20 protein-coding genes are annotated in these 20,896 nt (G+C 41.2%); 4 read left to right on the forward strand and 16 right to left on the reverse strand.

All coding sequences use genetic code 11. The annotated features are described in order from the left end of the window. Positions 1-315: 315 nt before the first annotated feature. Entirely contained in the window at positions 316-1,272 is a 957-nt protein-coding gene (locus AC973_RS04495; protein WP_048727799.1) for an L-lactate dehydrogenase, read from the forward strand. 89 nt (positions 1,273-1,361) lie between these two features. Here the strand turns inward: AC973_RS04495 and AC973_RS04500 are convergent, their stop codons facing one another. The 5 genes from AC973_RS04500 to AC973_RS04520 form a co-directional block, all read right to left on the reverse strand. Beyond that, positions 1,362-2,300, reverse strand: coding sequence for an AEC family transporter (locus tag AC973_RS04500; RefSeq protein ID WP_048727803.1), 939 nt, complete (start codon positions 2,298-2,300; stop codon positions 1,362-1,364). Positions 2,301-2,518: 218 nt separating this feature from the next. Continuing rightward, a complete protein-coding gene (locus tag AC973_RS04505; RefSeq protein ID WP_048727809.1) occupies positions 2,519-3,514 on the reverse strand; it encodes a ribose-phosphate diphosphokinase in 996 nt (331 codons plus the stop codon). 125 nt (positions 3,515-3,639) lie between these two features. Beyond that, complete coding sequence (glmU, locus tag AC973_RS04510; RefSeq protein ID WP_048727812.1) at positions 3,640-5,019, reverse strand: bifunctional UDP-N-acetylglucosamine diphosphorylase/glucosamine-1-phosphate N-acetyltransferase GlmU; 1,380 nt, start codon at positions 5,017-5,019, stop codon at positions 3,640-3,642. Positions 5,020-5,121: 102 nt separating this feature from the next. Continuing rightward, positions 5,122-6,483, reverse strand: coding sequence for a DEAD/DEAH box helicase (locus AC973_RS04515; RefSeq protein ID WP_048727815.1), 1,362 nt, complete (start codon positions 6,481-6,483; stop codon positions 5,122-5,124). A 102-nt stretch (positions 6,484-6,585) separates the two neighbouring features. Then, positions 6,586-7,950, reverse strand: coding sequence for a metallophosphoesterase (locus AC973_RS04520; protein ID WP_048727817.1), 1,365 nt, complete (start codon positions 7,948-7,950; stop codon positions 6,586-6,588). Positions 7,951-8,531: 581 nt separating this feature from the next. Between AC973_RS04520 and uvrC the strand changes: the two genes are divergently transcribed. Next, positions 8,532-10,427, forward strand: coding sequence for an excinuclease ABC subunit UvrC (uvrC, locus tag AC973_RS04525; RefSeq protein ID WP_048727820.1), 1,896 nt, complete (start codon positions 8,532-8,534; stop codon positions 10,425-10,427). A 56-nt stretch (positions 10,428-10,483) separates the two neighbouring features. On the opposite strand, the gene AC973_RS09635 is transcribed toward uvrC, so the two are convergent. The 9 genes from AC973_RS09635 to AC973_RS04565 all read right to left on the reverse strand — a co-directional run bounded on the left by AC973_RS09635 (position 10,484) and on the right by AC973_RS04565 (position 16,946). Next, a complete protein-coding gene (locus AC973_RS09635; protein WP_003143129.1) occupies positions 10,484-10,612 on the reverse strand; it encodes a YvrJ family protein in 129 nt (42 codons plus the stop codon). 64 nt (positions 10,613-10,676) lie between these two features. Beyond that, positions 10,677-12,389: a DUF975 family protein gene (locus tag AC973_RS04530; RefSeq protein WP_048727823.1), complete on the reverse strand. Its 1,713-nt coding sequence runs from the start codon at positions 12,387-12,389 to the stop codon at positions 10,677-10,679. 219 nt (positions 12,390-12,608) lie between these two features. Further along, positions 12,609-13,061, reverse strand: a complete 453-nt coding sequence (locus AC973_RS04535) for an alpha/beta hydrolase fold domain-containing protein (RefSeq protein ID WP_082148231.1) — start codon at positions 13,059-13,061, stop codon at positions 12,609-12,611. Next, positions 13,036-13,284: a hypothetical protein gene (locus tag AC973_RS09895; protein WP_048727827.1), complete on the reverse strand. Its 249-nt coding sequence runs from the start codon at positions 13,282-13,284 to the stop codon at positions 13,036-13,038. The genes AC973_RS04535 and AC973_RS09895 overlap by 26 nt, the downstream gene beginning before the upstream one ends. Positions 13,285-13,455: 171 nt before the next feature. After that, positions 13,456-14,205, reverse strand: coding sequence for a TIGR02206 family membrane protein (locus AC973_RS04545; protein ID WP_048727844.1), 750 nt, complete (start codon positions 14,203-14,205; stop codon positions 13,456-13,458). A 307-nt stretch (positions 14,206-14,512) separates the two neighbouring features. Beyond that, positions 14,513-15,325: a hypothetical protein gene (locus AC973_RS04550; RefSeq protein ID WP_048727847.1), complete on the reverse strand. Its 813-nt coding sequence runs from the start codon at positions 15,323-15,325 to the stop codon at positions 14,513-14,515. Between the two features lie 55 nt (positions 15,326-15,380). Beyond that, positions 15,381-15,650, reverse strand: coding sequence for a barstar family protein (locus AC973_RS04555; RefSeq protein ID WP_048727850.1), 270 nt, complete (start codon positions 15,648-15,650; stop codon positions 15,381-15,383). Between the two features lie 18 nt (positions 15,651-15,668). Continuing rightward, positions 15,669-16,244, reverse strand: a complete 576-nt coding sequence (locus tag AC973_RS04560; protein WP_048727853.1) for a ribonuclease domain-containing protein — start codon at positions 16,242-16,244, stop codon at positions 15,669-15,671. 78 nt (positions 16,245-16,322) lie between these two features. Beyond that, positions 16,323-16,946: a carbonic anhydrase gene (locus AC973_RS04565; protein ID WP_048727856.1), complete on the reverse strand. Its 624-nt coding sequence runs from the start codon at positions 16,944-16,946 to the stop codon at positions 16,323-16,325. A 144-nt stretch (positions 16,947-17,090) separates the two neighbouring features. Here AC973_RS04565 and AC973_RS04570 point away from each other — a divergent pair, with 144 nt between their 5' ends. Next, entirely contained in the window at positions 17,091-18,605 is a 1,515-nt protein-coding gene (locus AC973_RS04570) for a phosphate:AMP phosphotransferase (RefSeq protein WP_225968932.1), read from the forward strand. Between the two features lie 83 nt (positions 18,606-18,688). Here the strand turns inward: AC973_RS04570 and AC973_RS04575 are convergent, their stop codons facing one another. Together AC973_RS04575 and AC973_RS04580 are read right to left on the reverse strand one after the other, a co-directional pair. Then, the gene (locus AC973_RS04575) at positions 18,689-19,348 is read right to left on the reverse strand and encodes a hypothetical protein (RefSeq protein WP_048727863.1); all 660 of its coding nucleotides are present in this window, start codon (positions 19,346-19,348) and stop codon (positions 18,689-18,691) included. Between the two features lie 130 nt (positions 19,349-19,478). Beyond that, complete coding sequence (locus AC973_RS04580) at positions 19,479-19,859, reverse strand: hypothetical protein (protein ID WP_016896516.1); 381 nt, start codon at positions 19,857-19,859, stop codon at positions 19,479-19,481. A gap of 125 nt (positions 19,860-19,984) precedes the next feature. Here AC973_RS04580 and AC973_RS04585 point away from each other — a divergent pair, with 125 nt between their 5' ends. Continuing rightward, entirely contained in the window at positions 19,985-20,809 is an 825-nt protein-coding gene (locus AC973_RS04585) for a metallophosphoesterase (RefSeq protein ID WP_048727866.1), read from the forward strand. Positions 20,810-20,896 lie beyond the last annotated feature (87 nt).

A 20,896-nucleotide genomic window follows, 5' to 3' on the forward strand; every position in this document is an offset into this window, starting at 1 on the left:
TTATTTTTATTAGTACAGATTCAAACTACATATGTAACAGTTTTTTATATTTTTTAAAAACACTTGATACCAAGCTTTTGTATCCGTTTACAAGCGTTCTAAAGTTCCAATTATACTAAAATACTTGAAAAATAATGATAAAAACCTATTGATTTTTTTAAACAGGATGGTATGATTATGTTAAATATTTCACTAACTAATCAACAAGCTAAGTTTTAAACCGATTGTTCAATAGCTTTGCACGGGTTAATGGAACATTTACCATATGGTTTGCTTTGTATACTATAAGAGACAAAAAGTTAAGGAGAATCTATTATGTCAAAAAATGGTCAAAAAGTTATTTTAATTGGTGATGGTGCTGTAGGATCTGCATTTGCGTATGCTTCCGTTATTCAAGGTGTTGGTAGAGAATTAGGAATTATCGATTTAGATGAAGACCGCGTTGAAGGTGATGTATTAGACCTTATCGACGCCCTAGCTTATACATCTCCTAAGAAAATCTACAAGGCGACTTACGATGATTGTTCTGACGCTGATGTTGTTGTGATTACTGCAGGCGCTGCACAAAAGCCTGGTGAAACACGTTTAGATTTAGTAGATAAAAACTTACGTATCTTCAAGAGCATGGTTGATCAAATTATGGCTTCAGGCTTTGATGGTATCTTCTTAGTAGCTACTAACCCAGTAGACATCTTAACTTACGCAACCTGGAAATTCTCTGGCTTACCTGTTAACCGTGTCATCGGTTCTGGTACGTCATTAGACTCAGCACGTTTTCGTCAAGAATTAGCCACTACATTAGATGTTGACGCACGAAACGTCCACGCCTACATCATGGGTGAACACGGTGACACCGAGTTCCCCGTATGGTCACACGCAAACATTGGTGGCCAATCAATTTACGACTGGGTGTCTCAAACTTCAGCAATCGACGAAGAAGCTTTAGTGAACTTGTTCTACCACGTACGTGACAAGGCTTATAAGATTATCGAGAAAAAAGGCGCAACTTACTACGGTATTGGTGTATCTTTAGTCCGCATCTTAAAAGCTATCTTAAATGACGAAAATGCTATCTTACCTGTATCTGTTTACCTAGATGGCGAATACAACCAAAATGATGTTTATATTGGTGCTCCAGCTATCATCAACCGTGAAGGTATCCGTGGTATCATCGAAGCTGACTTAAACGACCACGAGCAACAACAAATGGAATTGTCAGCAACTAAATTACGCGACACCTTAGAAACAGCTTGGGCAAAATTAGACTTCTAATTGCCCAACTCATCCTACTACAAGACGCTCATTAATACATAAAACCCCCCTAAGTTCCGCGACTTAGGGGGTTTTTACTTACTGTTTTATTAGAATAAACCAAATGTTTTCATCAAGGTAATCAAGAATACCAACGTAATCATAGAAAAGATGGTCGTAAACACCACTGTTTGGTTGGCTAAGTCCCCGTCTCCGTCCGCTGCAATGGCTTGAGCATAAGACGACACAGCCGTTGGCCCAGCGAATGCAATCAGGATAGAAACGATTGCATCCCCTCTAAAACCTAGAATAGCACCGAGGGTGATTCCGATTAAAGGAATAATAATCAATTTATTGGCTACCGTAAAGATTAAGGCAAAATCGACATCTTTCAATTTAAAAGAGAAAGTCCCACCCATGACCATCAAGGCAAGCGGCGATACCATTCGGTTAATGTTGGTTAAAGAAGTATTGATGGCTTCTGGAAATTGTAAACCCAGTAAGACAACAATCAAACCAATGAACGTGGCAATCACCATTGGGTTCGTGATAATACTTCTACCCATCTGTTTAAAAGATACCTTATCTTCTGAATATAAAGAAAAACCGACGACCGACATGATATTCCAGAACGGCACGATGATGGCCAAGGTAATAGTCACCATCCCCATATTTTCTTCACCTAATAGAGATGTCCCCAAGGGTAAACCAAATAGGATGGCATTAGCTCTAACTGACCCCTGTAGCATCACCCCGTAACGGGTCCGGTCATCGGATACCTTTGGAATAATAAAGGCTAGCATAAAGTATAGGGTCAAAGCGATGACAAGGATATAGGTCAAGGCATAGCCGTTGAATGATTGCTTGAAATCAGACTTATAAATATTGGTGAATAAGTTAATTGGTAGCAAAATTTTAAATAAGGCGTTGTTAAAATCTTGAAAGGATTCTTGTTTAATCATCCCCGCTTGAGCAAAAAATTGTCCAAAAAGCATATAGATTAACATCGGCATGACTGCATTAAACCCGATCATAAAGTTACCAAACATAAATTTCCTCCAATATAAAATGTTTTTGACAAACGCTCGGCGTGCTTACCAAGGGACTGCCACTTTTCCCGCACCTGAATAATTTACAATAAACCCATTGTAGCATACCGCTCCAAGATTTCTACACGTTGGAATTGCTAAGACAATAAAAGAGCAGTCCCGCCAGCAATGGTAGGACCGCCCTTTTCAATTTATCTATCACTCACTCATCAACAAGCTTATTCAATTACGTGGTGCATACCTTCGAATTTTTCATTAAATAACGGTGATACTGAACGGTTTTCGTGGATACGTACAATAGCTTCCGCGATTAATTCAGATACAGTTACTTGTTTAATTTTATCGATACGTTTTTCATCTGGTAAGTAGATTGAGTCAGAAACGACCACTTCGTCTAAGTCTGAGTCTTCTAAACGTTGGATTGCTGGGCCAGATAATACTGGGTGTGTGCAGCAAGCCACAACAGATAATGCGCCCGCGTCTTTGATTGCTGATGCAGCTAGGGTAATGGTACCCGCTGTGTCAATCATGTCATCGATGATGATGGCGTGACGGTTGGCAACGTCCCCAACAATATTCATGACTTCTGCCACGTTTGCTTTTGGACGACGTTTATCGATAATGGCAATCGGTGCTTTTAAGAATTCAGCGAGTTTACGTGCACGTGTTACCCCACCATGGTCAGGTGAAACAACAACGATGTCTGAATCGGTATAACGGTCATTGGTTAAGAAGTATTCTGCTAGTAATGGCGCACCGTATAGGTGGTCTACTGGCACTTCGAAGAAACCTTGGATTTGCGCAGCATGTAAGTCTAACGCAAGAATACGGGTTGCACCAGCATTTTCCATCATACGCGCCACTAATTTCGCTGTGATTGGTTCCCGCGGTTGTGCCTTACGGTCTTGGCGTGCGTAGCCAAAGTAAGGAATCACAACATTAATCGTTTCGGCACTTGCACGACGACAAGCATCAATCATAATTAATAATTCCATCAAGTTATCATTTACTGGGTCAGATGTTGATTGGATGATATAAACATTGTCCCCACGAATAGATTCCTCAATCGCAATTTTAATTTCACCATCACTGAAATGTGACACTGAAATATGACCTAACTCTACGCCCATTGAAGTTGCAATTTTTTCAGCAAGTTCTTTGTTTGAACTCAATGAAAAGATTTTTAGTCCATGATCGACTATAGATTCTGACATTTTTTTCCCTCCACAATACTGAATGCTCAGACACTCTTATCGTACCTATTCTACCATAGAAAAACGACGATTGTTAGCTAAATAGCGAATCGAAAAATGTGAATTTAGTTAAAACATTTGCAGTCTTAGTCTTTTTTACCAATTGGTAATCTATCCCAAAAACCTTCTTTATTTTCTTGACGTGAACGGGCAATCCCCAAAGCCTTGCTTGGGACATCTTTGGTAATAGTTGAACCAGCTGCTAAGAAGGCATTAGCTTCAACATTTACAGGTGAAATGATAGTCACGTCAGACCCGATAAATGAGTTGTCACCGATTGTTGAATGGTGTTTGTTCACACCGTCGTAGTTTGCAAAAATCACACCGCAAGAAACATTGATATTTTTGCCTAAAGTTGCATCACCAATATAAGTTAAATGACCAACCTTAGTGCCCGCACCAATATGCGCTTTTTTAATTTCCACAAAGTTTCCGATATGGGCATTTTCATCAATAACAGATGCCGGGCGTAAGTGGGCATTTGGTCCAATATCCACGCCATCGTTCACTTGACTTTCTTCAATTTCAGAAGCACGGACTTTCACACGGTCACCAATCTTAGAATCGCGGATTGTTGTCCCTGCGTGAATATGGCAGTCTTCACCAATCACAGTATCCCCTTTAAGATATACATTTGGTTCAATCACCGTGTCCGCACCAATTTCAACGCCAGCTTCAATGTAAACCGCATCCGGGTCGACAATCGTTACCCCATTACGCATATGGAACTCATTGATTCGTTTAAACATGGTTTGGTTAGCTTGCGCTAAAGCCACACGGTCATTTACCCCAAGTGACTCATCTAGGTTATCCATTTGGAAGGCCCCAACAGCCTCGCCAGCTTCCTTCAAGATTTCAATCACATCTGGCAAGTAGTACTCACCTTGCGCATTGTCATTACCGACTTTATTTAAAGCGTCGAATAACAAAGCATTATCAAAGACATAAGTCCCTGTGTTAATTTCAGCAATTAATTTTTCAGCATCATTAGCATCCTTTTGCTCAACAATTTTCACCACTTGGCCCTCTTTATCACGGACAATACGACCGTAACCAGTCGGATCATCAGCAGGCGCAGTTAAAATCGTCGCTTTAAAGCCAGCCTCTTCATGCACATCTAACAAACGCGCGATCGTATCCGCTGTAAATAAAGGCGTGTCACCACAAATAACTAAAGTAGTACCTTCTTTATCAGCCAATTCACTCGCCGCTTGTTGCACCGCATGACCAGTACCCAATTGTTCCGTTTGTGTCGTGTAAGCTGTACGGTCGCCCAATAACTCTTGGACCGCTTCCGCACCATGTCCAACAATCGTCACCACTTCATCAATCCCAGCGTCATTCACACTAGTCAAAACGTGGTCTACCATAGGTTTACCCGCAACTGGGTGTAACACCTTATACAATTTAGACTTCATACGAGTCCCTTTACCTGCTGCTAGAATTACTGCATAACGGTTGCTCATTATGTACATTCACTCCTCTAAAATCATTTATCCATCATTCATTATATAACCGATTATTACTACTTCATTGTATCGAATTCCAAGTTGCTCGACCAGTCTAGATTAATCCTTGTGCCGTCTAGCCCCTTTATTCTTATTATCTCGCTTCCGGTTCTTCTTGCGCGCCTTCGCTGGTGCCGCCGCTTTATTCGCTTGTTTCGGTTTTTTCACCCGTACTTTTGCTTTGACAGCCGCCCCCTCTTTTTCTTCCTGTAAAAGGGGTTGGTCTTCGTCGTTATGGCTCGCACTCGGTACCTGGTCCGTCAGTTGCCCCCCATAAGTATAGAATGCTGTCAGTTGAATATCATCACCAACCTGCTTCTTCAAATCTCTAAGCGAACGGTCGTTAACGAAAGTCAAGACAATTCCCTCTTTCCCCATACGGCCAGTTCGCCCAGCCCGATGAGTATATTGTTCAGGGGTCGCTGGTAAATCATACTGAATAACCAAAGGTAGGTCTTCAATGTCCAAACCACGTGCCGCCACATCCGTTGTAAATAGGTAAGTATATTCACCCTTCGTGAACTTGGCAATGGCTTGCTGGCGGTTTTGCGCCGCCATCTTCGAATGCAAGTAAGCCGTTTGAATATGGTTGAACTGCAATTTTTGTTGCAACTGTTCAATTTCAGCTACCGTACGGACAAAGACTAAGGCCTGCATCCCCTCAACTTGAGCAAGTCGACGCAACATATCGTCACGCTTACGAACAGGAACGTTAATATAGCCATCTTGTCGTTGTTTTTCAAAGGCCGTTCTTATTTTTTCAGCTGCCAATTCAACCACAGGTTCAGCCAATAAGTCACTAGCTAAGCCAGCCAAAGTATCTGGTACTGTTGCTGAGAATAAAGCTACTTGCGCTCTACCCGGTAATTTTTTAACGAATTGCTTGGTTTGGCCAATATGTTCCTCATCTAACAAAGCATCCGCCTCATCAATAATGATGGTATCCACTTCATGAACCTTCAACTTACGTTGGTCAATCAGTTCAATCATCCGGCCTGAAGTTCCGACTACAATATCCGGTCTTTCTCTAATTTTCTCAATTTGCCGCTTCACATTGGCGCCACCAATAATTTTCATGGCTTTGAAGTCAACAGCTCGTGCCCACGCTTGGACCACATCCCCAACTTGGGAAGCCAATTCTTGTGAAGGCACCAAAACAATCAGTTTCAAGCCCCCATTGTATTGACCTTGGGACGCTTCTCGTTCAGCCACCATTCGGCTTAAAACCGGTAGTAAATAAGCCAAGGTTTTCCCTGAACCTGTTGGTGCTGATGCGATCACACTTTGAGCATCATACATGGGTTGGAAGGTCTCCGTTTGAATGTCAGTTGCTTGGCCAAAGCCAGCTGACTGCCATTTTTCTTGAAGGCCAGTAGGTAATTGGCTTACAAAACCAGTTGTTTGTGTATCATTTTCCGTCATTTTAGTCCTCTATTTCTTTTTTCTAATTTACTGCTTTTGGGTTCTTATCCCTATAAAAGATAAGGGCCATGGTTAGGCCCTCTCCTTTAAGTTATTAACCCCCTATTTTTTCTTAGGGTCCTTCACAATAAATACATCTTCATTTAAATTATCAGAGAAAATTTTCTCTGCATTTACGTTTTCATCTACGACTGTTTTTTCATTTGTTTCTGGGTCCAACAAGATATAAGACGACTTAATACTTGGGTTATGCGGTACTTTCTCCTCATCATCAGCCTCATATTTAGGGGCTTCGATCGTCGAACGGTCTACTGCATCATCATCATAGTCATTATTGTCTACAAAAGGATTTTCTCTTGGATCTGTCATATCCGTTTCCTCCTCATTCGGCACCAATGTATAGGCATCAACATTTGCTTCTTTATCAATGGCATCGATAATTTCGTGGCTACTTGTGGCATCCGGTGTTACTGAAAAGTAGCCTTGCGCTTGCGCACGTTCTTGTTTGCGGGCTAGGTATTGCTTTTCAACTTGCTGAAAGGTTACCCCGCCCTCTTGTTCAGTGATGTAATCAATTGACTTGGTTAACCCATCAACAGCCCGGCCAATATCCGTTGTTAAATGGACTGCAATCACTTCAGGACGGTTGTTTAAGCGAATTGGGAAGCTTGACGCCCCAATCCCGCGAGATACCACCATTTGCTTGTCAGGGTTACCTGGCAAATAGAATACACCTGAAGTATATTTTGGTAATTTTCCTTGGTTAGGTGCAAATAAACCACCAATACCTGGTACACGAATTTGGCCACCATGGGCATGACCTGATAAAACCAAATCAGGTGATTTATTGATATTTTCATGATACCGTAAGAATGCTTCTGGGTGATGAGCTAATAAAATCTTTGGTTGAGCCATTTGTTCAGCTGTTAAATCAACTGTTCTCAGTGCATCTCCAACTAAGAAATATTTATTCATTTTATCATCTAAGCCCATCAAGGTCAGCGGTTGACCCTTATAAGTATAGGTAATGGCCCGGTCATTCAAATGAACAATACCTGCTGCTCCCATGGTGCGGACTAAAAGGTTATGTTGCAATGACGCTGCATCATGATTACCAAAAGTGGCAAATGTTGGTGCAATGTCAGTCAAAGCTTTAAAAAATGTAAACAAGGTCGCTTCATCTAAATTAGTAGCATCAGTTTGCACAATATCCCCGGTAATGGCGATAATATTTGGCTGTATTTTATAGACTTGGTCTAAAATATCATTCAAATTTACATTTTGGTCAGGTAAGTGTAAATCAGATAGGTGGGCAATGGTAAAACCATTTAAACTATCCTTAAATTGAGGATTCTCGACAAAGTAATCTGTCGTTCCAACAGTATAGTTTTGCCACCTAACATAAGCAGCACCTAAAGCTAAGGTGCCCAAGCCTAATAAAGTGTTGAAAGCTGATTTTTTTGCCATAACAATTCCTCCTTGGTTTTTGTTTCCCAAACTCAAATCTCACTCAGCCTAGGAAATTTGCTTTATCTACATGTAGCCCTCTTGAAAAAGGACTGCCCTGTACTTGCTAGCTTTGTTGTATATTTTACCATATCCATCCCAATCCTTATAACACAAAGACGAAATATACCAATTCTAAGCTACTATTTCACCCACGCATTCAAATTACTGCCCAAAACCACCTCTGCGTGGTATAATTTTGGATTGAAGAGGAAAAAATACTTATCCTAAAATAAGAAACACGTAAGGTAGTTATAGAAAGATATCGCACTATTTTGATATGGCATTAGTGGCGAAGTTTGACCGTGCTAGTTGCTGGCATGCGCTTTTAAGGATCACCAACTAACGCGGCGGTAATTTGATTATAGTTCGGATAATCAAGATTAGCCATATTTCAATATAAGTGTTACTTTTCTTAGAAAGTTCACTAGCATAACAAATAGTAATTGCGATATAAGCGACAACCAATCTTTATGAAATGATTCATTTAAACTTGGAGGCCTTATGTTAGGGCCGCTATTATTGACGAAAGGAGGCCAAGGATGGCTAGTGAGTTAATTGAGAATTTGTTAACCCTTGTACCAACTTTACCTGGTTGCTACATTATGAAGAATGCGGATGACCAAATTATTTATATTGGTAAAGCGAAGAATTTAAGAAATCGTGTCCGTTCTTATTTCAAGTCGACCCATACCGGGAAGACGGCTCAGCTTGTGAGTGAAATTGACCATTTTGACTATATTGTCACACAAACGGATAAAGAGAGTTTGTTGCTGGAGATTAATCTGATTAAGAAACACCAGCCTCACTACAATATTCGCTTGAAGCATGGGACTATGTATCCTTATATCAAGATTACCAAGGAGCGCGATCCGCAGATGATTATTACGTCTGTGGTGGAGGATGATGGTGGCGAGTACTTTGGTCCCTATCCGAATATTTATGCTGCATCCGGTACGCTTGATTTGCTACAGAAGACTTATCCTTTGCGTAAGTGCGGGAAGAATGAAAAGCGGGCTTGTTTCTATTACCATCTCGGACAATGTATTGGTCCTTGTGACCATGAGGTGCCGGTTGAAGAATATGAGGCGCAGAAAGCACGGATTCGCCGTTTCCTAAATGGTGACGTGAAGAATATTAAAGATGATTTGAAGGAGAAAATGGTTGCTGCTTCTGAAGACTTGCAGTTTGAACGAGCTGCTGAGTACCGTGATCAAATCAACTATATTGAACAAACGGTTGAACCGCAAAATATCATGTCCAAGCAATACAATGACCGTGATGTCTTCGCCTTTTACTTTGACAAAGGCTGGATTTCCATCCAGGTATTCTTGTTACGGCAGTTTTCTATTATTAAGCGGGACTCGGCCCTTTTCCCAGTGTATTCTGACCCCGAAGAGGAGTTGACTTCCTACATCGTCCAATTCTACCAAGAAGCCAACCATACTAAGCCTAAAGAAATTTTGGTGCCGGGTAACTTGGACAATGAATTGATTTCGGATACGGTTGAAGTGAAGGTATCGACACCTAAACGAGGCGACAAGCACAAGATGCTGCAGATGGCACAACGAAATGCCAAGATTGCCCATCTAGACAAATTTAGATTGTTGGCTATGAAGGAACAAAAAACGACTGGTGCTATTGACCAATTGTCTGAAGCCTTGAACTTGCCCTACTTAAAAGTCATTGAAAGCTTCGACCATTCAAATATCCAAGGGACAAACCCTGTATCGGCGATGGTGGCTTATGAGGACGGGCGTCCGAATAAATCTATGTACCGCAAGTACAAGATCAAGACGGTTGATGGATCCAATGAGTTTGCGACAACCCAAGAAGTTATCCGCCGTCGTTATGGACGCCTCCTGAAAGAGAATGGGGATTTCCCTGATTTAATCTTGATGGATGGTGGTGCAATTGAAGTGAATGCTGCCAAGGAAGTCTTGGAAGATGAGCTTGGTTTAGACATTCCAGTGGCTGGTATGGTCAAGGATGATAAGCATAGGACGGCCAACCTGATTTTTGGTGATCCTCTAACCATTATCCCGCTTGATCCTCGGTCCCAGGCCTTCCATCTCTTGCAACGGATTCAAGATGAAGTCCACAGATTTGCCATTACCTTCCACCGTAAGACTAGAAGTAAACAATCCTTTACTTCTAAACTGGACGGCATTGACGGGGTAGGTCCTAAGACGCGGACTAAAGTCTTGCGTCACTTTAAGACAATGAAAGCCGTTCGTGAAGCTGCGATTGCGGATATTCAAGCATTAGCCATTCCAGAAAAAGTGGCTGTTGAAATTCATAAGGCTGCTTGGGACGGGCAAAAAGACTCTCCTTATGCAAATGAAGGCCTTGTTGATAGTATCGGAGCGGTTGATGGTGAAGAAACAAATGAAGTTGACGAAATCCTGTTAAACATTGATCAAGGTTTAAGTGAATAACTTGCATTAAAAAGGCGCCTAGCCCCATCGAAATTGAATGGGCTAGACGCCTTTCTCTATTGTGCTAGTTTTTCGACGGCTGCTATTAGGTCATCCAGCTTTTTCTCTGTTCGTGTCATCAAGTAAATCGACACGAATATAGGAAAGCCGACATTGCCAATCAGTTGCATGGAAACATCCAACATATCCAAAACCACCACCTCCTTATATAAAGGAACGGTGGTGGTTTGTTTTTTGACAAGTATTCAATTAGTTTTGCTGATCTGGATCGATTTCAGGATCATAGTCTACATCTTTATCGAAATCCCCAGGGTTTAACATACCGTTTTCACCTGATTCGGCCTTGTCTGTTGCTAGAATAACATCCTTGGCGTTTTCAACTTTACCAAAATCCGTACGGTCTGGTGTATTGTAGCCCATAATGTTATAAGGTTTCTTTCCCGGCGTTTGGTCCTCATTGTTTGTTGCATCATCTGAGCTTGCTTGACCGCCCACTACGTATGAGTGACGTACAGCTGCTGATTCTGATGCTGGACCTGCGTTCAAGTCAAAGCTAGGCTTTTCTTGTGCTGGTCTTCCTACGTTATAATCAGACGCTTCTACCGTAAAGTGGTTACGTATGGCTGAAATAGGACCATCACTAGCTGTATAAGTTGCTTGGTAAGGTTGACGTATATCTGCATCTTGACCTACTTGGTATGAACCACGTAAGGCTGAAGATCCACCTGCATTATTGTCAGTTACTGCCTCTGCTTTATATTCGCTAGATTCAGTCACTTCGTCATCTTGGCCAGCTTTTTCTTCGTCAGCTAAGGAGAATACTGCGGCAGCGCCTGCTGCTATAGTGGCTGTTTCACCAACATGGTTGTCAGCTTGGTCAGCGGCTTTTGTTTCTTTTTCTGCTTCAGTTTCACTAATCGCTTGGTTAGCGGCAGTACCTGTTGCGACATCATCAGCTGGATGAATGGCTGCTGCATTTTCCGTAAAGGCTGGACGTTGCTCAGTGTGGTAGTTGTTTACTGGTGCGTCTGGTGTTAGGTCTAATTCTTTAAAACGAAGGTCTAAGTCATCACCGTGCTCGTCAGTAATTAAACGGTATAGTAAAGCTGTCGCAACCATTTGACGGATTGTATATTTAATCGAGAAGATCATGATGGCTACAGTCGCGATAATCGCTAAGATAGCAATTAAGATACCACCGTTATTTAGGAAGGCACCTAATAGTCCTAAACCACCAAAAATCACAATAGCTAGTAAAACTGGGTAAAGGGCATTTTGGAAACCAATCCAGAATAATGTCCACTTGTTCCCTTTCATCATGACTTTAGACACTTTCAATGGCTTACGGCCACCAATACGGTCATTGTCAAATAGTAGGTAGCTGTTCATCGCTAAACGCAAGGTAACGATTGTCATCAAGATAACATACAAGATGATAAAAAGAAGTGCTAACCCTACTGCAAGACCTGCTAATCCTGAATAATCACCTGCTGTTAAGTCAGCTGGCGGTGTTAAAGATTGACCAGTTAGGTAGAAGATTCCAACACCAATACCACCAAGAACTACGGCAAACAAGATTGTCCATAAAAAGATGACGATAGTATAGATAATTTGGTTCCAGATATTACGGAAATAACGACGTTGGAAGGGTTCGAAAATATTCCCAATATGGAAACGATCCTCATCCACCAATCGTAAAACCGACCAGTCAATCCCTAAGCTTAACGGGAAAGAAATAAAGATCGTAATAATCAACGATGCCATACCCGCAATCGTCAACATAGAATCTGTTGCGGTTGTCGTATCGGTTGTGCCGGTAATCATTTCAATTGCCCAAGTAATCAAGCCTGTAATAATTCCGGTAACTAAAGTCGCACCAAAAATCGCTAGGGTATTCCCCTGCTGGATGGCACTCGCTTCTTTGTTTATCTCCGAAGCTTTTCGTGAAATTTTATAAGACATTTTACACACTCCCTTTTTGTTGATCCTTTTAAAATTGATCACTTACATTTTTTCTTCTGTATGTGAAAAATACTATATACCTTATTATACATGAAACCCATTTAGATATTGAAGGAAAAGGTCACACACTTTCAGATTCAGTCATTTTCCCCAAGCCAAAGGTCTCTCTAAAGCGGATACCAATCTCATTTAAGGCATCTTCTGATTGGGGGGAAATCCCTATTTATCGACAAAACCACGGTCTAAACCCAGGTAACGGAAGAAGGACGTTTGGACACCATTTGTCAGCAGGCGTTTGGCATAGGCTTCTGACTCAATCCGCAAGAAATCGTATTCCGCTGTCACAATAACGGTCGGTGGTATTTGTTGAATGGTTTTATCTGAAGCGAATAGTGGCGACAGTAGCGGATCTTTGAGGTCCACATTTTTAACATATAACTTGTTAATATAATGAACACCGATTCCAAGTGACTTGACGATAAAGGTAATGATTTCGTCGTTGTCATGGATATCATACTCGTCCAAGGACCACTCATAACCCGGCGTTTCCTTAAGTGCCATATTAACGACGGGGTAAAGGAGAATTTGCTGTTTAATCCACTGGTTACCCGATTCGATGTCATAGATATTCATGGCTGCAGCAATATTAGCGCCCGATGAATCGCCCACCATGGAGGTAAAGGATTACAGGTGCTGGCTCAATGGCTTGTTGCACTTCATCCGGATAAAAGAGCCGGGCATGCGTAAACCGTTCTTCAATAGGGCAGTCATACTCGCGAATAGTCACTTGCCCGTTTGAAATATCCCGGTTTAAAGTCGTCCCCACTACCCGTCGATACAAGAATAGGAAGGGGGTATATTTTTTCTCGATAATGTTGTTGAGGTATTGAATCATTGGCGTCGGGTCCCGGTGAATTTTAATTCATCCAAGCAAGCACTCGTCCCATTGGCCGCCAACTTATAAGAATCCCACTATTAGCGTATCCCGTGTGGCCCATCATTGAAAAAAGCACCCCAAGTAGCGCTAGCGCTCAACTCAGCGTGCGTATGTTCTTTTAGAAAATATTTAGACAAAGAAATTGAAGATGCTGTAGCCAATCAAGAATAGCCCTACTGTAAAGATAAAGTTTCCTACTGTATAGGTTTTGAAGTTGACTTTATCTAAGGCTGGTACTGGGCGATATTTCATGTAGAAATAGTTACCGTCAGTTGATTTGTTGACCATTAATGCGACAAACCAGTAAACTGCAAAAATACCTAGTGACACGATTAAACCGCGGATTGAGGGTGTCCATCCTGTGGTGAAGTAAGCGAAGAATGGAATCAAAATCGTAATAACATGGTTTAAAAAGTAGCTTAGGCCTGATACGTGGTAAATTTTGTTGATACGGCTTGGCATAAAAAATGAGAAGTAAGCGTAAATTCCGAAATAGAATAATACTTGCATGATCATTTGGTTACCTGTTAGTAGGTAAATCAGTCCCATTATGGTTGATAGGCGACAAATGTGCAGTGGCAAGGCTTGTTTTAAGTCGAATTTGGTCTCGAAATAATACCAAGAGTATAAGAGTATTTGTTGTAAAATGGAAATGGTAAACATGACACGACCAATAACTACCTGGTGGATGTTGATAAAGTCTCTAAAAATAAACATGGCAAGTAAAATCATAAAGAAGGCAGCTAAGTATAAGATATGCGCCAGTGAAAATGCCTTAATAAAGGGTGCATCAATATTGACACAGTTCAAGTAAATCTTTTCTTTTAGCCCTTGTAGCTTGGCTTTACGGCGACTTGCTTGTTTATCCCATGATTCCATGAATCGTTCACCATTTTCCTTTCAATCCCATTCAAATAACATCATCCCTATAATGCTTCCTTTAGCGTTCAGTTTAATTCGGTTCTTCCGAACGCTTTCTTTATTCATATTACCAAAGACTTTCGCCCTTGCTCAAGTAGAAAACCCTTTGGAAAAGTTTCGTTTTTGTAAACATAATATTTACTTATTGTTTACAATCCATCCCAAAGAAAAAAGGCCTGAAAATCCCTCAGTAAATAGTGATTCTCAAACCTTTTTCTCATGTATTCCTTTTCCACTGGTCTACTGATCCACTTATTCACTTTACCTAACCTAGTGCGGCGATCTCGCGGTCCATTTGTAAGACAATTGTCGCAAGCATGTCTCGCTCAAACGCGAACCGTCCACTGCGGAAATGGTAATCAATATTTTGCCGGGTCATGTAGGTCATATTGGCAACGGCTGTGGCATAGCCTTTTTTAAATAAACCGGTGATAAAATACTTGTTTTTATCGACTTGGTCAAAAACCTCCAACCACTTGCTGGTTTTACGGGCTGAAAAGTTGATATCTGTCATAGATAATAATTTTTCATCGTCTGCATATAGGGCTTGTTTGGCTTGGTCTAGCGCAATCAAGTCTCCCCCTAAGAAATCTTGGGTCAACATAGATCCGTCAACATAGACAGGGGCTTGGATTTCATAGAGGAATGACAATACCCTGGCAACTGGCGTTTGTTCTTGGATGATTTTTTGCCAGTTAATCAATTGCATATTTAATAAGCCGTCTTCAAAAAAGTTCGCATTGTATAGAATGTAGCCTTCGCCCATTCTCTGTGCTTCTTTTAATACTTGTTCTGAATAGGTTAATGACTGGGCAATATCCTCAGATAGACCTAGCCCCCCATTGATTTGAATGGGGTAAATGGCCTGTTGTAAAAGGCGGTAGTATAAGAATGCTGACATACCATCGGCAAATAGGATAGATTGCTTATGAATGGCATGGTCTAATTGGATATTGTCAGACATTAAGGCTGGTTGGAATTTGCTTTGAATCATGGTGTGGGCCTGATTGATAATTTCAAGGGCCACTTGTTGGTCTTTAATCGCAACCTCGTAGGCTAACGTTAACATTACGCCCATTTCTTCCCTCCTTCGCTCGTTTTATTGCTTCGTCTAGAAATGCTTTGTCTTCATCTTACCTAAGAATCGTCAAGAATGCATTCTTTTCTTCAACATCCAACAATAATTTGAGGAACTTTTTGCTGTAAGTCGCGCCTAGGTGTTCTGACAAGGCATCTAGGTTGACTAAGTAAATGATGATGGGTGTTTGCCATGAAGTTAGCATGTCGTGAAGGGCATCTAGATTGGCACCGTAATAGCTAGGGAAATCTAGGGCTTTTGCTAGGTAATCGTGCAAGTCCTTTTGCCCATAAAGGTCTTGTCCATCAATGATAAGTGTTTGCATGCCTGTCACTCCTTAAGATTAATAGAGTTGTTGGAAGGATTCGTAGTGGTCGTCCGTGTAGTAAATATCGCCGTCGTCTGAATAGATAATGCGTTCAGCGCCGCGGAAGCCGCCGACATAATTAACGTCTGCTTCTCGGTAGTCGTCTTCTTCTGGCAGTAGGCCTTCATAGTTTCCAAAATAATCGCCACCGATTGACATGCCTTCTGCTACTTCCCACAAGTTGCCGTCGCTAGATTCCCAACCTAAATCTTCGGCTTCGGATTTGGTGATATAGTTTTCTGGCAGTGTGTCATATTGGTCAATGTAGGCAGCTACTTCTTCAGGACTTGTGTAAGTTCTGTCTTCAGCCACTTGGACTGTGTCCCCGTCTGTTGCTTGAGCGGATTCTGTTGCAGATTCACTAGTCGTTGAAGAATCTGATTCGCTGTCAGCTACTTGTGCTTGGTCACTTTGATTGTTGTTCTGGTCGTCCGTATTCCACGGTTCTTGCGAGGCATAGACTGCTAACGCCGCTAAGATTATCCCTATAACCGACTTCGGATTTTTGATCAGCTGCTGGATCGCTTCTAACTGATTTTTCTGTGGATTCATCGTCTCTTGTCCCTCCTTCAAATCGAAAAGAAAAACGTCCTTTTGATTTAAGGACGCTTCAATTATATCTATTTTAACTTAAAGTCGCGTGAATGTCTTGGTTTCAGGTTGATAAACTTCAACAAAACCTTCATCCGTATGGAAATGCCAACCTTCTACTTTTAGGTTTCCGGCTGCCACACGGTCAGCGATGATTGGGTATTCCATTAAGTGGTTGTATTGGGTAATGATATTCGTTTTTTCCATCAAGTCACTCTTAGCAACTGGATCATCTAAGGCTGCTAATTGGTCTGCGATAGATTCCTTGACTGGATTTAACTTGCTAAGCCATTCTTTTAAATAAGGCATTTCGTCAAAATTTTCTGGTGGGTTCAAACAAGTGTTACAGCCCCCGCAGTTGATATGGCCAAGTAAGATAATATTATTGACTTTTAATGAGGTTACAGTGAAATCTAAACCTGCTTGTAAGGATAATACTGGGTCTGGGTCGTTGTATTCTGGTACGATATTTGCGATATTTCGGATTTGGAAAACTTCACCGGGGCCGGCTTGTAACAAGCTCTCAACATTAATACGTGAATCACCACAAGTAATCACTAAAGTGTGTGGCGAATGGGTGCGCGCTAATGCTTCGTATATGTCTTGTTTGTCTTTATAGGCCGTTTCATGGAAGTGATCGACCGCTAGTTTAAAATCTCTCATTCAGTTTTCCTTCTTTCATATAGTACTTCCTAATTATTTTATCATAAAACTCTTGGATTCCTTTAAAATACCTACTGTTTTACCGAAAATAGCACAATCCTTATGCATTATTGCATTTATGCTTTATAATGTATATACAAGAAAATGACCTTAAATATTAATTGCCATTTTGACAAAAAGAAAGAAGTGACGCGGATGTTACCCAACAAAAACACTCATAGAACAAGTATTCCAGTCGAATTACAGGATATGAAACGGTCAGAATTAGGTGAGAAATTTGCTGAATTACACCGCCAACTACAAGAAACCAAGAAAAGTATGCTGGTGATTGTGGATGGTTGGGAGGCTTCTGGTAAAGGATTCTTGCTCAAGGATTTGACGCGTGAACTAGACCCTAAATATTATGAAGTGGCCGTATTTGATGAAAGTACTTTGGAAGATGAACAGCGCCCGTATTTGCGCCGATTCTTCATGCGGTCGCCTAAGCGCGGTCAGATCGTCTTCTTCGACCGCTCATTCTACTATGACCTCTTCCACCAGCTGGATATGAAGGAGAAAACACTTAATCATGTTTTAGACGATATTTCCTTTATTGAAAAAGCCCTCGCCCACGATGATACCATAGTGGTCAAGTTCTTTATCCACCATAGTAAGGACGAAATGGCGGACCGGATTGAGGCTTTGAAAGAAGATCCTTACCGGAAAGTCTTAGTCACCAAGCAAGATAAGGACCAGTTGAAAAACTACAAGGCTTACCGTAAACACTTTACGGAGATTTTGGAGAAAACAAACTTTGAGGAAACGCCATGGCATATCCTACATGTGGATGACCAAAAGGATCAATCCCGTTTGGCCCTCAAAACTTGTATCGATTGCTTAGAAGATTGGCTGTCTAGAGATTTGACACGTCCGCAATTAGACTTAGACTTTATTGGTAATAGTCCAGATATCGTGGGGCAAGTTGATCATTCACCAATAATTTCAAAAAAAGATTATGATGACATCAAGGAAGACTTGCAAGAACAGGCTGCCAACTTGTTGTTTAGGGCTTACCAAGAAAACAAAGGGGTTATTGTAGCCTACGAGGGGTCAGATGCTGCCGGTAAAGGTGGGAATTACCAACGCTTAACCCGGTTGATGGACCCTCGTGGGTATGACGTGGCTACCGTCGCTGCCCCAAATGATGAAGAGTTGAATCACCATTACCTATGGCGATTTTACCGAGACTTCCCAAGTTTGGGACGGATGACGATTTTTGACCGCACATGGTATGGCCGTGTCTTAGTTGAACGAATCGAAAACCTGACGCCAGTTTACCGGTGGCAAGAAGCTTACGAAGAAATTAACCAGATGGAACACAACATCACTGACCAGGACTATCTCCTATTGAAATACCTGATTATCATTGATAAAGACACCCAATATGACCGGTTTATGGGCCGGGAAAAAGACCCTGACAAGCAATACAAAATTACTGATGAAGACTGGCGAAACCGGGATAAATTTGACATCTATAACACCGCCATGAATGAAATGGTTGCTGCAACTTCTACTAAAGAAGCCCCATGGAAAGTCATTTCTGGGGTCGACAAACGTCACGCGCGTATTACTGTATTAAAAGACTTCATCAAACGGATGGAAGCTTTCTTAGATGACTAAAAGAAGTATCGAATGAATGATAAAAAGAACCACTTCCTAAATCTTCAATGGATTTAAGGGAAGTGGTTCTTTAATTTTATTTGTTACATTGATTGTGTTGCAGCGTTAGCTGGCGTTTGTTGCAATAACCATGAGTAAGAATAACCGGGGTCTGAACCTAAGTTTTCTGCTTCTACACGTGATTGTGCAATTTGCTCATCACTATAACCATCTAGTGCATCACTTGCTAAACCTACACGATCAATAATAATTTGACGGTTTTCAGTTTGGTCAGGCACACTAGTAGCTTCTTCACTAGCTGCTGGTGCAACTTCTGTTGCTACTTGATCAGCTGATTCAGCTTCTTCCACTGCTGTTTCTTCAGCAACTGCAGGCTCCGCAGCTGGTGTATCTGTGTCAGTTTGATCTGTCAGTTCTTCACTTGTAGTGGTTTCCACTACAGGACTACTTGCTTCCTCAGTATCTGTTGCAATAGTGTCTGTTGCCTCACTAGTAGCTGAAGTTTCAGACGTATCTGAAGCTAACTCACTCTCACTAGTGGCTATTTCCTCAGTACTTGTGCTTGCTTCTTCCGATTGACTAGTTGATTCACTACTTGACGTAGCTGATTCAACTTGAGATGATGCCACATTACTTGTATATAAATCTTGTGCATTTTCATCCGCTTGAACTTGTGTAATAGTATATCCAGCTGCTAATACTCCGGCAGCTAGGAATCCCATCACTACTTTTGGCGTTTTCATTAAAATCACACCTTTCTATACCTATAAGTCTAAAGAAAAATATAGATATATTCAAACGATTTCATGCGCTTTAAACCTTTCTTAAGGGTTTAGCAAAGATATATTTACTAAACTTGCCTTTAACCTGGCATTACCCTTTAATAGCTTGCGCAATTTCCGCTACAGAATTTGAAGAATCCGCATTTAAGTTTTTAAATTTACCGTCTCCACCAACGTAAACTAATGAAGGAACAGTTTTAGCGCCCACTTCAAAACGGAAGTCAGATAAAGCATCATCAGTTGCTGTTTCTTCAGAATTTAAATAGTATGTACTGCTTACATCATCGCCTAAGGCTTGGATTAATTTTGGTAAATATTTACGACAGAAAGGACAAGTAGGACGACCAATAAATACCAATTTAGCTTCGTCTTCTTCTAAGAACCCTTTCGCCACATTTGCTGTAATCTCTTGAAAATCCTTAATCTCTTTCTCAAATTCATCTTGTGTGAATGGTTGAATATTGTCTACCATTTATAATACCTCCTAGTTTTTGTTTATAAACTCATGGTATGCTTTCGACAGTAGAAATTCAATTAATATGCCTTCTCAAGCCATATGGTAGAATAGAGTTGATTCCAAGAATAAGGGTGAAACAAATGAAACTAGGATTTATATCAGATATACATATCGACCGCAGTAAGACACTACAAGAAACAGACTTTCTTCATACCCTATCCGCCTACATCAACGACCAAGCACTAGACGAAGTCTTTATCGGTGGTGACATCTCTAACCATTTCGAGAAGACCATTGCATTTGTGGAAAAGTTACAAGCCCAATCCGGCGCTAAGATTTATTTTATACCAGGTAACCATGATTACTGGGAAGCAAAGTCGGCCAAAAAACATACATTGACTATCCACGACACCTTTAAAAGTCACCCGCAAAGCATGTTAAACAAAGCATTGATAGTGGGCAACGATACTGCGGTTGTCGGTCATACAGGTTGGTACAACCATGCCTACCATGATCCAGCCTTTACAAAAGAAAAGTTAGAGACCGGCCGTCACAAACTCGTCACCTGGCAAGACAAAGTCCGGCTAGATTGGCAAGCAACTGACAAAGAAGTCTCTAAGCAATTCGCTCAGGAAACCAAAGAAACCTTAGATCAAGTCATGGCAGATCATCAACCCAAAAACATCATTCTTCTGACCCATGTCATCACCATTCCTGAGTTTACTATTCCCATGCCACACCGGGTGTTCGACTTCTTCAATGCCTATATCGCAACCGACGACTACTTACCCTTCTATCAAGATTACCCAATCAAACAATCAATCATGGGACACGTTCACATCAGACACCAAATAAAGCAAGGCAATCAACATTTTATCAGTAATAGTCTCGGCTATGAACGCGAATGGCGTCATAACAACCTCTACCTAGAAATCGACCACGCCATGTTTATAAAGTACGTTTAAACCTTCCTTTTTTGAAAAATGACCACAAAAAAAACCAGTAGCCGAAGCTACTGGTTTTTCATCTTGCATGGCAACGTCCTAGTCTCA

Source organism: Carnobacterium sp. 1290_CSPC (assembly GCF_001053265.1).
Classification (GTDB): Bacteria; Bacillota; Bacilli; order Lactobacillales; family Aerococcaceae; genus Aerococcus; species Aerococcus urinaeequi.

Excerpts from the sequence above, each read along its gene's own strand:
- AC973_RS04495 (WP_048727799.1), top strand. The coding sequence starts at position 316 with ATGTCAAAAAATGGTCAAAAAGTTATTTTAATTGGTGATGGTGCTGTA.
- AC973_RS04500 (WP_048727803.1), bottom strand. The coding sequence starts at position 2,300 with ATGTTTGGTAACTTTATGATCGGGTTTAATGCAGTCATGCCGATGTTA.
- AC973_RS04505 (WP_048727809.1), bottom strand. The coding sequence starts at position 3,514 with ATGTCAGAATCTATAGTCGATCATGGACTAAAAATCTTTTCATTGAGT.
- glmU (WP_048727812.1), bottom strand. The coding sequence starts at position 5,019 with ATGAGCAACCGTTATGCAGTAATTCTAGCAGCAGGTAAAGGGACTCGT.
- AC973_RS04515 (WP_048727815.1), bottom strand. The coding sequence starts at position 6,483 with ATGACGGAAAATGATACACAAACAACTGGTTTTGTAAGCCAATTACCT.
- AC973_RS04520 (WP_048727817.1), bottom strand. The coding sequence starts at position 7,950 with ATGGCAAAAAAATCAGCTTTCAACACTTTATTAGGCTTGGGCACCTTA.
- uvrC (WP_048727820.1), top strand. The coding sequence starts at position 8,532 with ATGGCTAGTGAGTTAATTGAGAATTTGTTAACCCTTGTACCAACTTTA.
- AC973_RS09635 (WP_003143129.1), bottom strand. The coding sequence starts at position 10,612 with ATGTTGGATGTTTCCATGCAACTGATTGGCAATGTCGGCTTTCCTATA.
- AC973_RS04530 (WP_048727823.1), bottom strand. The coding sequence starts at position 12,389 with ATGTCTTATAAAATTTCACGAAAAGCTTCGGAGATAAACAAAGAAGCG.
- AC973_RS04535 (WP_082148231.1), bottom strand. The coding sequence starts at position 13,061 with ATGGTGGGCGATTCATCGGGCGCTAATATTGCTGCAGCCATGAATATC.
- AC973_RS09895 (WP_048727827.1), bottom strand. The coding sequence starts at position 13,284 with ATGATTCAATACCTCAACAACATTATCGAGAAAAAATATACCCCCTTC.
- AC973_RS04545 (WP_048727844.1), bottom strand. The coding sequence starts at position 14,205 with ATGGAATCATGGGATAAACAAGCAAGTCGCCGTAAAGCCAAGCTACAA.
- AC973_RS04550 (WP_048727847.1), bottom strand. The coding sequence starts at position 15,325 with ATGGGCGTAATGTTAACGTTAGCCTACGAGGTTGCGATTAAAGACCAA.
- AC973_RS04555 (WP_048727850.1), bottom strand. The coding sequence starts at position 15,650 with ATGCAAACACTTATCATTGATGGACAAGACCTTTATGGGCAAAAGGAC.
- AC973_RS04560 (WP_048727853.1), bottom strand. The coding sequence starts at position 16,244 with ATGAATCCACAGAAAAATCAGTTAGAAGCGATCCAGCAGCTGATCAAA.
- AC973_RS04565 (WP_048727856.1), bottom strand. The coding sequence starts at position 16,946 with ATGAGAGATTTTAAACTAGCGGTCGATCACTTCCATGAAACGGCCTAT.
- AC973_RS04570 (WP_225968932.1), top strand. The coding sequence starts at position 17,091 with ATGACCTTAAATATTAATTGCCATTTTGACAAAAAGAAAGAAGTGACG.
- AC973_RS04575 (WP_048727863.1), bottom strand. The coding sequence starts at position 19,348 with ATGAAAACGCCAAAAGTAGTGATGGGATTCCTAGCTGCCGGAGTATTA.
- AC973_RS04580 (WP_016896516.1), bottom strand. The coding sequence starts at position 19,859 with ATGGTAGACAATATTCAACCATTCACACAAGATGAATTTGAGAAAGAG.
- AC973_RS04585 (WP_048727866.1), top strand. The coding sequence starts at position 19,985 with ATGAAACTAGGATTTATATCAGATATACATATCGACCGCAGTAAGACA.